At 68.9% G+C, this 12,824-nt stretch carries 17 protein-coding genes; 9 read left to right on the top strand and 8 right to left on the bottom strand.

All coding sequences use genetic code 11. The features are described from left to right. Positions 1–34: 34 nt before the first annotated feature. From G6N45_RS16125 to G6N45_RS16095, 7 genes are all read left to right on the top strand, one after another. Positions 35–913 carry a RecB family exonuclease gene (locus G6N45_RS16125; RefSeq protein WP_163723181.1) on the top strand — a complete coding sequence of 293 codons (879 nt, stop codon included), beginning with the start codon at positions 35–37 and terminating at the stop codon, positions 911–913. After that, positions 910–1,707: a thioesterase family protein gene (locus G6N45_RS16120; RefSeq protein WP_163723180.1), complete on the top strand. Its 798-nt coding sequence runs from the start codon at positions 910–912 to the stop codon at positions 1,705–1,707. The genes G6N45_RS16125 and G6N45_RS16120 overlap by 4 nt, the downstream gene beginning before the upstream one ends. 67 nt (positions 1,708–1,774) lie before the next feature. Then, the gene (locus G6N45_RS16115) at positions 1,775–2,200 is read left to right on the top strand and encodes a pyridoxamine 5'-phosphate oxidase family protein (protein ID WP_163723179.1); all 426 of its coding nucleotides are present in this window, start codon (positions 1,775–1,777) and stop codon (positions 2,198–2,200) included. Positions 2,201–2,318: 118 nt separating this feature from the next. Then, positions 2,319–3,083, top strand: a complete 765-nt coding sequence (locus G6N45_RS16110; protein WP_163728547.1) for a DUF1906 domain-containing protein — start codon at positions 2,319–2,321, stop codon at positions 3,081–3,083. 52 nt (positions 3,084–3,135) lie between these two features. After that, entirely contained in the window at positions 3,136–3,456 is a 321-nt protein-coding gene (locus G6N45_RS16105) for an ArsR/SmtB family transcription factor (RefSeq protein WP_163723178.1), read from the top strand. Next, entirely contained in the window at positions 3,449–3,949 is a 501-nt protein-coding gene (locus G6N45_RS16100) for an SRPBCC family protein (protein ID WP_163723177.1), read from the top strand. Before G6N45_RS16105 ends, G6N45_RS16100 begins: the two co-directional genes overlap by 8 nt. Continuing rightward, entirely contained in the window at positions 3,949–4,542 is a 594-nt protein-coding gene (locus tag G6N45_RS16095; protein WP_163723176.1) for a flavodoxin family protein, read from the top strand. The genes G6N45_RS16100 and G6N45_RS16095 overlap by 1 nt, the downstream gene beginning before the upstream one ends. A 3-nt stretch (positions 4,543–4,545) precedes the next feature. On the opposite strand, the gene G6N45_RS16090 is transcribed toward G6N45_RS16095, so the two are convergent. The 8 genes from G6N45_RS16090 to G6N45_RS16055 form a co-directional block, all read right to left on the bottom strand. Next, positions 4,546–5,484 carry a R2-like ligand-binding oxidase gene (locus G6N45_RS16090; protein ID WP_057148680.1) on the bottom strand — a complete coding sequence of 313 codons (939 nt, stop codon included), beginning with the start codon at positions 5,482–5,484 and terminating at the stop codon, positions 4,546–4,548. Then, the gene (locus G6N45_RS16085) at positions 5,477–6,181 is read right to left on the bottom strand and encodes a TetR/AcrR family transcriptional regulator (RefSeq protein WP_163723175.1); all 705 of its coding nucleotides are present in this window, start codon (positions 6,179–6,181) and stop codon (positions 5,477–5,479) included. The genes G6N45_RS16090 and G6N45_RS16085 overlap by 8 nt, the downstream gene beginning before the upstream one ends. Before the next feature lie 69 nt (positions 6,182–6,250). Next, a complete protein-coding gene (locus G6N45_RS16080; RefSeq protein WP_163723174.1) occupies positions 6,251–7,621 on the bottom strand; it encodes an FAD-containing oxidoreductase in 1,371 nt (456 codons plus the stop codon). A gap of 3 nt (positions 7,622–7,624) precedes the next feature. Further along, positions 7,625–8,107 carry a DUF4126 family protein gene (locus G6N45_RS16075; protein ID WP_163723173.1) on the bottom strand — a complete coding sequence of 161 codons (483 nt, stop codon included), beginning with the start codon at positions 8,105–8,107 and terminating at the stop codon, positions 7,625–7,627. A gap of 68 nt (positions 8,108–8,175) precedes the next feature. Further along, positions 8,176–9,030, bottom strand: coding sequence for an ATP phosphoribosyltransferase (hisG, locus tag G6N45_RS16070; protein ID WP_163728545.1), 855 nt, complete (start codon positions 9,028–9,030; stop codon positions 8,176–8,178). A gap of 13 nt (positions 9,031–9,043) precedes the next feature. Continuing rightward, positions 9,044–9,325, bottom strand: a complete 282-nt coding sequence (locus G6N45_RS16065) for a phosphoribosyl-ATP diphosphatase (RefSeq protein WP_163723172.1) — start codon at positions 9,323–9,325, stop codon at positions 9,044–9,046. 34 nt (positions 9,326–9,359) lie between these two features. Then, on the bottom strand, positions 9,360–10,832 hold the full coding sequence (locus tag G6N45_RS16060; protein WP_163723171.1) for a sugar porter family MFS transporter: 1,473 nt from the start codon (positions 10,830–10,832) through the stop codon (positions 9,360–9,362). An 89-nt stretch (positions 10,833–10,921) separates the two neighbouring features. Further along, a complete protein-coding gene (locus G6N45_RS16055) occupies positions 10,922–11,599 on the bottom strand; it encodes an HAD family hydrolase (RefSeq protein ID WP_163723170.1) in 678 nt (225 codons plus the stop codon). Between the two features lie 144 nt (positions 11,600–11,743). Between G6N45_RS16055 and G6N45_RS16050 the strand changes: the two genes are divergently transcribed. Together G6N45_RS16050 and G6N45_RS16045 are read left to right on the top strand one after the other, a co-directional pair. Then, a complete protein-coding gene (locus G6N45_RS16050) occupies positions 11,744–12,154 on the top strand; it encodes a cupin domain-containing protein (protein ID WP_246228699.1) in 411 nt (136 codons plus the stop codon). Positions 12,155–12,162: 8 nt separating this feature from the next. Beyond that, positions 12,163–12,816, top strand: a complete 654-nt coding sequence (locus G6N45_RS16045) for a nitroreductase (RefSeq protein WP_163723169.1) — start codon at positions 12,163–12,165, stop codon at positions 12,814–12,816. The last annotated feature ends 8 nt before the right edge of the window (positions 12,817–12,824 follow it).

The raw sequence follows: 12,824 nt of genomic DNA, 5'->3' as shown, positions 1-12,824 counted from the left end.
GGATCTGTCGGTCCGCAGACCTAGGGTGAAAACCATGAGCGAGCAGGACGACCGGCCGGTGCGTCGGCCGGCTCTGTCCCCGTCTCGGGCCAGCGACTTCAAGCAGTGCCCACTGCTCTACCGGTTCCGGGCCATCGACCGGTTGCCGGAGCCGTCCTCGACCGCCCAGGTCCGCGGATCGGTGGTGCACGCCGCGCTCGAACAGCTCTACCTGTTGCCGGCGCCCGAGCGGGTACCCGAGACGGCGCTGTCGCTGGCCGCTCCGGCATGGGAGCGCGTGGTCGCCGAGAAGCCGTCGCTGGCCGACGACATCACCCCTGAACTGCGCGCCACACTCCTGGATGAGGCCAGGGCGCTGCTGTCCGGGTACTACCGACTGGAGGATCCGACGCGGTTCGATCCGCAGGCCTGCGAGCAGCGGGTCGAGGTGGAACTGACCGACGGCACGTTGCTGCGTGGCTTCGTCGACCGCATCGATGTCGCGCCCACCGGGGAGGTCCGGGTCGTCGACTACAAGACCGGGAAGGCGCCTCCGGAAGCCCGCGCCCTTGCCGAGTTCAAGGCGATGTTCCAGATGAAGTTCTACGCCGTCGCGCTGCTGCGGTCGCGCGGCGTTCTGCCGGCTCGGCTGCGCCTGCTCTACCTCGCCGACGGCCAGGTGCTGGACTACACCCCCGACCTCGACGAGCTTCTGCGGTTCGAGAAGACGCTGATGGCCATCTGGTCCGCCATCCGGGCAGCCGGTGCCACCGGTGATTTCCGCCCCAATCCGTCCCGCCTGTGCGACTGGTGCGCTCACCGCGCGCACTGCCCCGTCTTCGGCGGCACGCCTCCGCCCTACCCGGGCTGGCCGCAGGTTCCCGACGAGGGCGACCCTGATGCGGTCCTGCGCGCACCGGATGCCGCCGCGTGATCGACTGCCTGTTCCGCCGACGGGGCGTCGACGGCGAGTTCTCGCTGTTCGAGTCCACCGACGGCACCCGCAGCAACTGGGATCCGCAGATCCAGCACGGGTCGCCGCCGCTGGCGCTGCTGACCCGCGCGATCGAGGAGCTGGCTGCGGGCAGGGGGCTGCGGGTCGGGCGGCTCACGCTGGACATCCTCGGCGCGATCCCCGTCGCGCCGGTGCGGGTGAGCGCCCGGGTGGATCGGCCCGGTTCCCGGATCTCGCTGATGGTCGCGGAGATGGCCATCGACCGTCCCGACGGCAGCCGGCGGACCGTCGCCCGGGTGACCGCGTGGCTGCTGGCGACCAGTGATACGCACGACGCCGCGGTGGACCGCTATCCCCCGATGACCGAGGGCAGCGCGGCCGGCGCCGCACACGCCTGGGAAGGGGCGCCGGGGTACCTGGAGACCGTCAGCTGGCGCAGGCAGCCGACCGCACCCGGCGCCGCCGCCGAGGCGTGGATCAGTCCGCTTGTGCCGCTGGTGGATTCGGAACCGACGACCGCACTGCAGCGCTTGGCGATGGTGGTGGACTGCGCCAACGGCATCGGGGCGGCCCTGGATCCGGAGCAGTTCGTGTTCATGAACACCGACACCGTGGTGCATCTGCACCGGTTGCCCGACGGCGACGACTTCGGGTTGCGGGCCCGCGGGTCGATCGGGCCCGACGGCATCGGGGTGACGACGGCGGAGATCTTCGACCGCGGCGGATTCATCGGAACCTGCGCGCAGACGCTGCTGGTGCAGCGGCGCGGGTGAACATGGCCGTCGGCTTTCCCGGGTCCGTAGCGGAATAACGGCGGCCAGCGACTCTGTTGGCTCGACCATGAAGGCCTTCACGGAACAGGAACGGCAGAGCTTTCTCGCGGACACGCACATCGGAGTTCTGGCGGTCGCAGCATCCGACGGTAGGCCGCCGGCCAGCGTCCCGATCTGGTACGACTACGCCGACGGGCACGTCCGAATCAATACCGGAGCGTCGTCACGGAAAGCCCGCCTCATCCGGCAGGCGGGTGTGGTGACACTGGTCGTGCAGCGGGAAGAGCCGCCCTACCAATACGTCGTCGTCGAGGGCACAGTCGTCGACACCGCGATGCCTGCGCCACTGGACGTGCGCGAAGCCATCGCCATCCGCTATCTGGGCGATGAAGGCGGACGTGCATTCGTACAGGGAATGGGCGACGAGGAGAGCGTGCTGTTCACCGTTCGCCCCGACCGCTGGATCACTGCCGACTATTCCGGGGACCTCTAGACGGTAAACGGGGTGAAACCCGAACCTCGACGCGACCGCGTGGTTACACGGGTAACACCAGTCACATTGTTAACATCACGCCGTGCATGACCAGCCGGCCGACCCCGGCATCCGGCTGCTGTCGCGGCGGGACGCCCTGCGTTACGCCACCGCGGCGTCGGCGCTCGCCGGGCTGGGTGCGGCTGCGCTCGGCCCCGGGGCGCCGCGCGCGGCGGCCGCGGCCCCCACGCTGATCGACTTCGCCGCACGCCAGATCCCGGCCCAGGACATCCGGGCAGCCGGTCACGCCGGCGTGGTCAACTACGTGTCGCTGTCGCGCCCCGGATCCTCGTTCGGCGCCAAGCCGATCACACTCCCCTACGCCCGGGCGCTCACCGCCGCGGGACTGGTGATCGTCAGCAACTACCAGTACGGCAAACCCGGCGGCACGGCGCCGTCGGACTTCACGCGCGGCTACGCCGGCGGCGTCGCCGACGCGCGCACCGCGTGGCAGTTGCACACCGCGGCCGGGGGCGGCCGCAGCGCACCCGTCTTCTTCACCATCGACGAGGACATCGACCGCAACACCTGGAACACCTTGGCGCTGCAGTGGTTTCGCGGTATCAACGCGGTACTCGGGGTGCAGCGCACCGGCGTCTACGGTGGTATCGATGTCTGTCAGTGGGCGATCGCCGACGGTGTCGTCGGGCAGTCGGGCATCCCTGGGTACCGGTGGGCGTGGCAGACGCGGGCGTGGTCGGGCAACCGGATTCACCCCGCCGCCGTGCTCTATCAGCGGGTGGTGGACACCGCATCGAATCCGGGCCCGCTGGTCGGGGGGATGCGGGTCGACGTCAACGATGTGATGGCGCGCGACTGCGGCCAGTGGAATTTCCATCAATGACCATCACCTGCATTCGCTTGCATCTATATAGATCAGATGCAATACTATCGCCATGGACGTGTTCGAGGCGGTCGCCGAGCCGAGTCGGCGGGTACTCCTGGATAGCCTGGCCGACGGGGAACGCACGGCGGGCGAGCTCGTCGCAGCCCTTCCCGGACTGACGCAACCCACTGTCTCCCGCCATCTGCGCGTGCTGCGCGAGGTCGGGTTGGTCGAGGTCCGGCCCGAGGCACAGCGACGCATCTATGCATTACGGCCCGACGGGCTGGTGGCCATCGACGCCTGGATCGAGCAGTACCGGCGCTACTGGACCGGTCACCTCGACGCGTTGGAAAGCCACCTCCACCGCAGCCACGGGACATCCGATGACTGAGCGGGAGGGCCGCATCACCATCGACGGGGACCGCGCGGTCCTGCGGTTCGAACGGCGACTCCCCTTTCCCGTCGAGGTCGTCTGGGCCGCCATCACCGATCCCGTGCAGCGACGAGAGTGGTTCGGAGACACCACGATCGAACCTTTCGAGGGCGGGCTGATCGACATGGTTGCCGACGGGCCGCCCCTGCCGCCAGAACGCAAGCGGATGACCGGCCGCATCCTGGTGTGGGATCCGCCGCACGTGTTGGAGCACGAATGGCGGCAGCCGATCGTCGAAGACGGTACCGTCCGTTACGAACTCGTCCCCGACGGTCAGGACGGGACGCTGCTGCGGTTCAGCCACCGAGGCCTGGGCGTACGCAGCGCCGGCGGCTTCCGCGGCGGCACCCACGCCTACCTCGACCGTCTCGAAGCCCACCTCGCAGGCGAGGCACTGCCCGACTGGACGGCCCGCCGGCTCGACGTCCTGAACTCCGAAGGTCGGTCGTGATGCGCGCTCCGCTCGTCGCCGTCGCCTACCAGTCCGGCTTCGGACACACCGCGGTGCTGGCCGGTTCCGTTGTCGCAGGCGCCGTTTCGACGGGTGCGGCGGTCACCCCGGTCGTGGTGACCGACATGACCGACGCCGACTGGCACACCCTCGACACCGCCGATGCGATCGTGTTCGGTAGCGCCACCTACATGGGCAATGTGTCGTCGGGATTCCAGGCCTTCGCCGAGAAGACCGGTAGGCGGTGCGTCACCGGGGCCTGGCGCGACAAGATCGGCGCGGGATTCACCAACTCCGGCGCCAAGAGCGGCGACAAGATGCACACGCTGATCTCACTGGCCGTCTTCGCCGCGCAGCACCACATGCACTGGGTGAATCTGGGGCTGGGCCCGGGCTGGAACAGTTCGGCGGGCAGCGAGCTCGATCCGAACCGGCTCGGTTTCTGGCTAGGAGCAGGTGCGTCCACCGACGTGGACGCCGACGCCGACGGCGTCCATCCCGCCGATGTGGCGACGTGTCGCCACCTCGGCGCGCGGGTCGCTGAGGTGACCGCGCAGCTCATCGCCGGCCGGGCGGTCACCACAGCGGCGTGAGCCTCACGCAGAGGCGGCCAGCGCCTTGCGGTCCTCGTCGGCGAAGGTGTCCTCGAGCTGCAGCGGCGTGTAGTCGATGTCGATCTCGGCCAGCGGACGCCCGCGGGCGCTGCTGATGGTGCCGAATCGGCGCATACCCTTGTCGGCGGCGTACTCCTGGAACTCCTCCTTCTGGAGGCCGAACGGCACCTCGTCGTAGAGGTCGTAGGCGTCGTCGGTGTTCTGCAGCGCCAACGGGATGAGCTCGTTCATCCGGTTCTCGAACACCGCCCAGTTGCCGTCGTCGGCCGCGACGTGCCGCCGGCAGGTGAACGTGCCCCACGCCATGTGACGACGTTCGTCGTCGCCGATCCTGCGGACCAGTTCCTGCATGCCGGGAAGGATGTTGTTGTCCACGCAGATCCGGTGCCACGCATAGTATCCCGTCAACGCCATCATGCCTTCGATCACGTGGTTGTAGGTCGCCGACGCACGCACCTGAGCCGCAGGGGACGGATCGGTGGCCAGCGCGTCCAGCGACGCGGGCAGCTCCTCGTAGAAGATCGTCCGGTAGGTCGGCAGGTCGTCGAGGAGGACCTGCAGGTCCTCGGTGACCCCGACCGCGTCCAGCCACAGCCGGAACACCTGGGTGTGCTTGGCCTCCTCGAAGGCGAACTGCGTCAGATACATCTCGTCGCCGAGGCGGCCCTCGGCGCGCATCGCCGCCATGAACGGCTGGATGTCCTGGGTGACCGCCTCCTCCCCGGCGATGAACTGGGCGCACAGCCGGGTGGCCCATTCGCGTTCGAGGTCCGTCAGCGCCTCCCAGTCGGCGCGGTCCCGGGAGAAGTCGATGTCGGCGGGATTCCAGAACTTCGCGTTGCCGCCGGCGAAGAGCTTGAGCGGCAGGCTGTCCCAGTTGAGGCCGCCTGCGGCCAGCGAGTCCGAACGTGTCCTAGTCATATGCGTGTTCTCCTCCGAGGTTTCCGGTTGGCAGGGTCTGGGGTGCGCTGAGCGCGGAACGCCCGAACGCCGCGGCGAGCACGGCCACATACCGCCGCACGACCAGCGCGGGCTGCTCGGCGGACATCTCGTCGAGACCGAGCACCGGGTCCATGCCGCGCACATAGGGCGCCAGCGCGAGGTGCGGCAGCAGCATCAGCAGCAGCGACAGCAGGGCGTCGACGTCGGCGTCCGCCCGCAGATCGCCCCGCTCACGCGCGTCGTGCACCAGCGGCCGAAGCACCTCGAGGTAGTGCCGGTGCACCACGGCCCGCACGCTGACCCTGGCGTCGGTGTCGACCTCGAAGCTCGACGCCGCATGCAGTGCCCGCTCACGGGGATGCTCGGCGAAGTAGGCGACCCACACGTCGAGCAGGTCCGTGAGGAACTCGAAGAAGGGCCGGCCTGGGTCGAGCACGCGGATCTGGTCTTCCATGTAGGACCGCACTCGCTGGCTGCCCACGTCGGTGATGTGGGCGTACAGGTCGCGTTTGTCCGCGAAGTATTGGAAGAGGCTGCCCTTGGCCACGCCCGCGCGCCGCGCGATGACGTTGAGGCTGCCGCGCGAGAAGCCGTGCTCGGCGAACTCCGCCTCTGCGGCGGCCACCACCGCGGCGCGGCGTTCTCCGCCGAGACGAGACCAGGTGACCGTGGGCATCGCGCCTCCCAGGCTTAATATGACCAGTGGTCATATTACTGTGACTCAAGCCACAGTCAAGGCCGCGGATCAGTTCAGCGGTTTCAGCTCCTGCAGCATCGTGGGCACCAACTCGCTGACCGTGGGGTGGATGTGCATCGTGCGTGAGATCGCCGTGTACGGCAGCTTGGCGGTCATGACGTCGAGGATGTCCTGGATCACCTCGTCGCCGCCCACCCCGAGGATCGCCGCGCCGAGGATCTGCTCGGTATCGGCGTCGACGACGACCTTCATGAAGCCCTGCGTCTCCCCCTTCTCCACCGCGCGCCCGACCCGGGTCATCGGCCGCTTGCCCACCAACGCTTTTCGCCCGGAGCGGCGCACCTCGTCGGCACTCATGCCGGCGCGACCGAGCGGCGGATCGATGTAGAGCGCGTACGTGGTGACCCGGTCGCTGACCCGGCGCGGGTCGTCGTCGAGCAGATTGGCCGCCACGATCTCGAAGTCGTTGTAGGACGTGTGGGTGAACGCACCGCGACCGTTGCAGTCCCCCATCGCCCAGATGTGCCCGACGCTGGTGCGCAACTGGTCGTCGACCACGATGTAGCCACGCCCGTCGGTCTCGACGCCCGCCGCCTCGAGCCCGAGATCGTCGGTGTTGGGCCGGCGCCCCACCGCGACGAGCAGGTGCGAACCGCTGATCGGAGCCGCCCCGTTCCGAGGCGTGACGGTGAATCCTCCTGACTGCTTGGCGAACGACATCGCGTCGGCACCGACGACGACGTGAATGCCCTCGGCTTCCAGGATCTCCCTGATCGCCGCCGAGACGTCCTCGTCCTCCCGTGAGGTCAGCCTCGGCCCCTTCTCGATGACCGTGACCTCGGCACCGAACCGGCGGTACATCTGGGCGAACTCCAGCGCGATGTAACTGCCGCCGATGATCACCAGGTGCTCGGGCACCACGTCGAGGTCGAGGATTCCCACGTTCGTCAGATAGTCGATGTCGGCCAGGCCGGGCAGCTCGGGCGCCACGGCGCGGCCGCCGACGTTGAGGAAGATGCGGTCGGCCTCGAGGACCTGATCGCCGACCCGCAGGGTGTGCGGATCCTCGAAGCGGGCGTGGCCGCGGATCAGCGTGCAGCCGGGCATGCCCTCGAGCCACGACTCGACGCCCTCGCGGTCGCCGGTGCTGATGCGGTCCTTGCGTGCTTTGACCGCGGTCATGTCGACGGTCACGGTCCCGGTGCCGATCCCGAAGTCGGCGCCCCGTCGCGCGATGTGCGCGGCGTGCGCGCTGGCGACGAGCGTCTTTGTCGGGATGCAGCCGTAGTTGACGCAGGTGCCGCCGACGAGTTTGCGTTCGATCACCGCCACGGTCTGGCCCGCTTCGGTGAGCCGGCCGGCCAGCGGCGGTCCGGCCTGCCCGGCGCCGACGATGATCGCGTCGAATCGCTGAGCCATCCGCTACACCAGGCTGACGAGGAAGGCGACGAGAAAGCCCCCGACCACGGCGAGCGCGTCCTCGATGAACGCGCCGGGACGGTCGTTGCCGCCGCGGACCGCGGCGACCCTGCTGCGCAGTTCGGCGCCGGCCAGGGTGCCGAGCACGGCGCCGATCATGCCCGCACCGGTCCCGATGAAGGTGTGGAAGGAGGCGCTTCCGATGACGGCGCCGGCGAAGCCGCCCGTGACGACCCGGGCGATGAACTGCGGCGGCACCTTGCGGCTCGGCGTCTTGGGCAGCTGGTCGGTGATCAGTTCACCGACGAGGAGAATGGTCAGCACCGTCACCGTGATGGGGTGCGCCATCCATTCCGACCACTTGCCGTCGACGTCGATCCAGCCGAGGAAGGCTCCCCACGCCACGGCGGCAGGGGCGGTCATGGCGCGCAGGCCGGCGATCACGCCGATCAGGAGTGCGAACACAAGAACAAGGACCTGCGTCATCGGACCTCCCCGTGGTTGGACACGGCGACGCTAACACGGCCGCCCCGCGCGTGAGCGGCGTCGATGATCTAGAAGCGGCAGAACCTGATGTCCGAGGCGAGGATTGCTTTGGCGCCGATCGCGGCGAGTTCGTCCATGATCGCGTTGACGTCCCGGCGTGGCACCAGCGCGCGCACGGCGACCCAGTCGGGATCGGCCAGCGGCGCGATCGTCGGCGACTCGAGCCCCGGTGTGACCTCGGCGGCGCGCTCGAGAACCGAACGGGGACAGTCGTAATCGAGCATCAGGTACTGCTGACCGAACACCACTCCCTGCACCCGGGCCACCAGCTGATCGCGCGCGGTGCCCTTCTCGGCGTCACCGCTGTCGTCGGCGCGCTCGATCAGCACCGCCTCGGAGTCGCACAGCGAGTCACCGAACGCGGCGAGGTCGTGCAGGCCCAGGGTGCGGCCGGAGCCGACCACGTCGGCGATCGCGTCGGCCACGCCGAGTTGCACCGAGATCTCCACCGCGCCGTCGAGGCGGATCACGGTGGCTTCGATTCCGCGGGCCGCCAGATCTTTTCGCACCAGGTTCGGGAACGAGGTGGCGATGCGTCTACCGGCGAGGTCCTCCACCCGCCACGTCCGCCCGGCCGGGGCGGCGTAGCGGAACGTCGATGATCCGAAGCCCAGCGCGAGGCGCTCCCGCACGGGTGCGTCGGACTCCAGCGCCAGATCGCGGCCGGTGATGCCCAGGTCGAGCTGGCCCGACCCGACGTAGATCGCAATGTCCTTGGGCCGCAGGAAGAAGAACTCGACCTGGTTGACCGGATCGACGACGGTCAGATCCTTGGCGTCGGTGCGGCGCCGGTAGCCGGCCTCGGAGAGGATCGCGGCGGCCGGTTCGCTGAGGGTGCCCTTGTTGGGGACGGCGACACGCAGGTTCTGGGCCACGTCACAACGTCCGATACACGTCGTCGAGGGTGAGACCGCGCGCGAGCAGCAGCACCTGGGTCCAGTAGAGAAGCTGACTGACCTCTTCGGCCAGCGCCTCGTCGCTCTCGTGCTCGGCGGCCAGCCACACCTCGCCGGCCTCCTCGAGGATCTTCTTGCCGATGCCGTGCACGCCCGCGTCCAGAGCGGCGACGGTGCCGCTGCCTGCCGGCCGGGTGCGGGCCCGCTCGCTCAACTCTGCGAACAGGTCATCGAAGGTCTTCACGTTGGCCGATTGTGTCACGCCGCGGCGGTGTGGCCCGCGACGGGCCGCGGTCTCAGGAGGCCGCGGTCTTGTTCTCGTGGAGGATTTCGCCGTGCATGTCCTCCAGCGACACGCCCTTGGTCTCCATCACCCAGCGCCAGACGAACAGTCCGGACAGCACCGCGCACAGCCCGTAGAAGCCGTAGGCCAGGCCGAGGTGCTCGCGCAGGCCGGGGAACGTGACGGTGATGAGCCAGTTGGCCGCCCACTGGCCGGCGGCGGCCAGGCCCAGCGCCGCGGCACGGATCCGGTTCGGGAACATCTCGCCGAGCAGCACCCACACCACCGGACCCCACGACATGCCGAACGCGACGACGAACAGATTGGCCGCGATCAGCGCAATCGTCCCCGAGGCGCCGGACAGGCTGGGGGTGCCGTCCGGGTTGAGCGTCGCGTTGCCGAAGATCACGGCCATCGTGATGAGCGTGATCGCCATGCCCGTCGAGCCGATCAGCAGCAGCGGCTTGCGCCCGATCTTGTCGATCAGGGCGATCGCGATCAGCGTCGTGAGCACGTTGATGACCGAGGTGATCACCGTGAAGATCGCGGAGTCATCGGCGCTGAAGCCGACGGCCTGCCACAGCACGTTGCTGTAGTAGAAGATCACATTGATGCCGACGAACTGCTGGAAGATCGACAGACCCAGGCCCACCCAGACGATGCCGTAGATGCCGCCGGTCGGCTTCTTGAGGTCGCGCCAGGACGGCTTGTCCTCGCGTTCCAGCGTCTCCTGGATGCGGGAGATCGTGATCTCCAGGTTCTTCTGCCCCAGCAACATCGTCAGCACCCGGCGGGCCTCGGGGATCTTGTGACTGGCAACGAGATAGCGCGGCGACTCGGGGATGGTGAAGGCCAGCACGCCGTACAGGACCGCAGGCAGCGCCATGGCCAGGAACATCCACCGCCACGCGTCGAGGCCGAACCACAGCGGCTCGTTGGGTCCGCCGGCGAGCCACTGCAGCAGATAGTTGATCGCAAAGGACGCGAAGATGCCCGACACGATGGCCAGCTGCTGCAGCGAGCCGAGTCGGCCACGGATGCCCGGGGGTGACGTCTCGGCGATGTAGGCGGGCGCGATCACCGACGCGACGCCGACCCCGATACCGCCGACGATCCGGAACAGCACCACGGTCCACACCTCGTGGGCGAAACCGGTGCCGAAGGCACTGATGAGGAACAGCACCGCGGCGATCTTCATCACCGCGATCCGGCCGATCCGGTCGGCGATCCGTCCCGCGGTCATCGCACCCGCGGCGGCGCCCAGCAGGGCCGAGGCGACCGCGAAGCCGAGTTCGGCGTTGCCGATGCCGAAATCCTCCTGAATGGAGTCGACCGCGCCGTTGATCACCGCGCTGTCGTAACCGAACAGCAGGCCGCCGAGCGCCGCGACCGACGCGATCCGGATCGCCGTCTTGCCCGACGAGAACTGCTCGTCCCCGGAGAAGATCTCCGGTCCATCTGCTGCAGGACCACCTTGACCGGCCATCACACACCCTTCCCGCGCCGTTGCGTGATACGCGTCACATTCAATCACTCGCGATCGACAGGGGAGGGCATTCCCATAAGTGCGCGTCTTTACGCGCTGCGCAGTTCCCGGTCGATCTCGCGGTAGATGCGGCGTAGCGCGTCGGCGTCCAGGCCGGCCAGCGAATCGGCGTGCCTTCGCCGGATACCCCGGGGCACCGGCACGTCGTTGGGCACCACCAGCACGGCGCAACCGGCCTTCTCCGCCGCCGCGGTACCGGTGACCGAGTCCTCGACGGCCAGGCACTCCGACGCGGAGAGCCCGAGCAGATCGGCCGCGCGCAGGTAGGGATCGGGCGCGGGTTTGCCGCTGGGTACTTCGTCGGCGCACACGGTCACCGAAAAATAGTGGCGGCCAATGCTGTTGAGAGCCCGCTCGGTCAGCGCGCGCTGGGTGTTGGTCACCAGCGCCATCGGGGTGCCGTCGGCCGCAAGCGCTTCCAGCATTTCGCGGGCACCGTCACACCACGGCAGTCCGCCGTCGAACAACCCGGCGGTGTGCTCGTGCAGCCAGCGAATCGACTCGGCCATCGCGTGCGGGTCGAGTTCGAGACCCAGCTCGGTGTACACCGTGGCCATCGTCTCGTCGGCGGAAGCGCCGACCAGTGCGGTCCTCGTCTCGCGGCTCATCGAGCCGCCCAGCGACTGGTAGAGCGCGGACAGTGATATGTCCCACAGCTTTTCGGAATCGACGAGCGTGCCGTCCATGTCCCACAACACCGCTCGCACTCGGCGATTGTGTCATGAATCGGCCCCGCGGCGCGAACCGCGCACCCGGGGCCGCGGTCAGACTACGGACTGTCAAGGGTCCCCCGGGCTCGCCGCGGTGCCACGGTCGAAGGAGAAGATCCGCCGACGACCGGAAGGCCCGCCATGTCCGACCAGATGCAACGAGTGATGAAGGCGATGACCGTGCTGCAATCCGTCACGCCGCCCCACATTCCCGCCGGCGCCGAGGCGATGACCGCGGTCATCGAGTGGGGTCCCGGTGACGCCGGCGCACCCCCGCACCGGCACCCCGGCGGACCGTGTTTCGGCTACGTCCTCGAGGGCGAGATGCTGTTCGAACTCGAAGGGGAGGCGCCCCGCGTCATCACCGCCGGCGAGGCGTTCTGGGAGCCGGGCGGCGACGTCATCCACTACTCCGACGGCAACAACCGCGACGACGTACCGCTGCGGTTCCTGGTCACCATGCTCTGCCGCCCCGGCGTCGAGATGTTCGTCCTGGTCGACGATGCCGAACTCGAGGCGCGCAAGGACCGCCGCGTGCCCGCGGCCCGATAGGAGGCACCATGCCCGATCTCGACGGTGTGATCAGGCGCAGGCACTCCACGCGAATGTTCCTGCCCGACAAGCCGGTACCCCGGGAACTTCTCGACGAGGCGTTGACGCTGGCGATGCGGGCGCCCTCGAATTCCAACATTCAACCGTGGCGGCTGTTCCTGGCAACCGGCGCCCGGCGCGACCGCCTCGGCGGCGCGCTCGCCGCCGCGGTGCGCGCCACCCCGCCGCCCGCGATGGGTATCCCGCAGTCCCACATCCACCTGCGCCGTCAGCTGGGGGCGCTGGTCTACGGCGCGATGGGCGTCGCCCGCGAGGACACCGCGGGCCGGTGGAACGCCCAGCTGCGCAACTGGGACTTCTTCCACGCGCCGGTCGCCGGCATCGTGTGCATGCACCAGGACCTGGGGTTCGCCGACGCGATCGGCGTCGGCATGTTCCTGCAGACGCTGCTGCTCGCGCTCACCGACCGCGGCCTGGACACCTGTGTGCAGGTCTCCACCGCGCTCTATCCGGAGGTCGTCCGCGAACAGCTCGACATCCCCGCCGAACTGACGGTGTTGTGCGGCATCTGCATCGGCTACGCCGACCCCACCTTCGCGGCGAACTTCCTCGACATCCCGCGCAACGCCGTCACCGACAACGTCGTCGTCTACCGGGACTGACGCGCGCG

The sequence above is a fragment of the Mycolicibacterium psychrotolerans genome (genome assembly GCF_010729305.1).
Classification (GTDB): Bacteria; Actinomycetota; Actinomycetes; order Mycobacteriales; family Mycobacteriaceae; genus Mycobacterium; species Mycobacterium psychrotolerans.
This window is presented reverse-complemented; position numbering and strand designations above follow the sequence as displayed.

Excerpts from the sequence above, each read along its gene's own strand:
- G6N45_RS16125 (WP_163723181.1), top strand. The coding sequence starts at position 35 with ATGAGCGAGCAGGACGACCGGCCGGTGCGTCGGCCGGCTCTGTCCCCG.
- G6N45_RS16115 (WP_163723179.1), top strand. The coding sequence starts at position 1,775 with ATGAAGGCCTTCACGGAACAGGAACGGCAGAGCTTTCTCGCGGACACG.
- G6N45_RS16105 (WP_163723178.1), top strand. The coding sequence starts at position 3,136 with ATGGACGTGTTCGAGGCGGTCGCCGAGCCGAGTCGGCGGGTACTCCTG.
- G6N45_RS16100 (WP_163723177.1), top strand. The coding sequence starts at position 3,449 with ATGACTGAGCGGGAGGGCCGCATCACCATCGACGGGGACCGCGCGGTC.
- G6N45_RS16095 (WP_163723176.1), top strand. The coding sequence starts at position 3,949 with ATGCGCGCTCCGCTCGTCGCCGTCGCCTACCAGTCCGGCTTCGGACAC.
- G6N45_RS16090 (WP_057148680.1), bottom strand. The coding sequence starts at position 5,484 with ATGACTAGGACACGTTCGGACTCGCTGGCCGCAGGCGGCCTCAACTGG.
- G6N45_RS16085 (WP_163723175.1), bottom strand. The coding sequence starts at position 6,181 with ATGCCCACGGTCACCTGGTCTCGTCTCGGCGGAGAACGCCGCGCCGCG.
- G6N45_RS16080 (WP_163723174.1), bottom strand. The coding sequence starts at position 7,621 with ATGGCTCAGCGATTCGACGCGATCATCGTCGGCGCCGGGCAGGCCGGA.
- G6N45_RS16075 (WP_163723173.1), bottom strand. The coding sequence starts at position 8,107 with ATGACGCAGGTCCTTGTTCTTGTGTTCGCACTCCTGATCGGCGTGATC.
- G6N45_RS16060 (WP_163723171.1), bottom strand. The coding sequence starts at position 10,832 with ATGGCCGGTCAAGGTGGTCCTGCAGCAGATGGACCGGAGATCTTCTCC.
- G6N45_RS16050 (WP_246228699.1), top strand. The coding sequence starts at position 11,744 with ATGTCCGACCAGATGCAACGAGTGATGAAGGCGATGACCGTGCTGCAA.
- G6N45_RS16045 (WP_163723169.1), top strand. The coding sequence starts at position 12,163 with ATGCCCGATCTCGACGGTGTGATCAGGCGCAGGCACTCCACGCGAATG.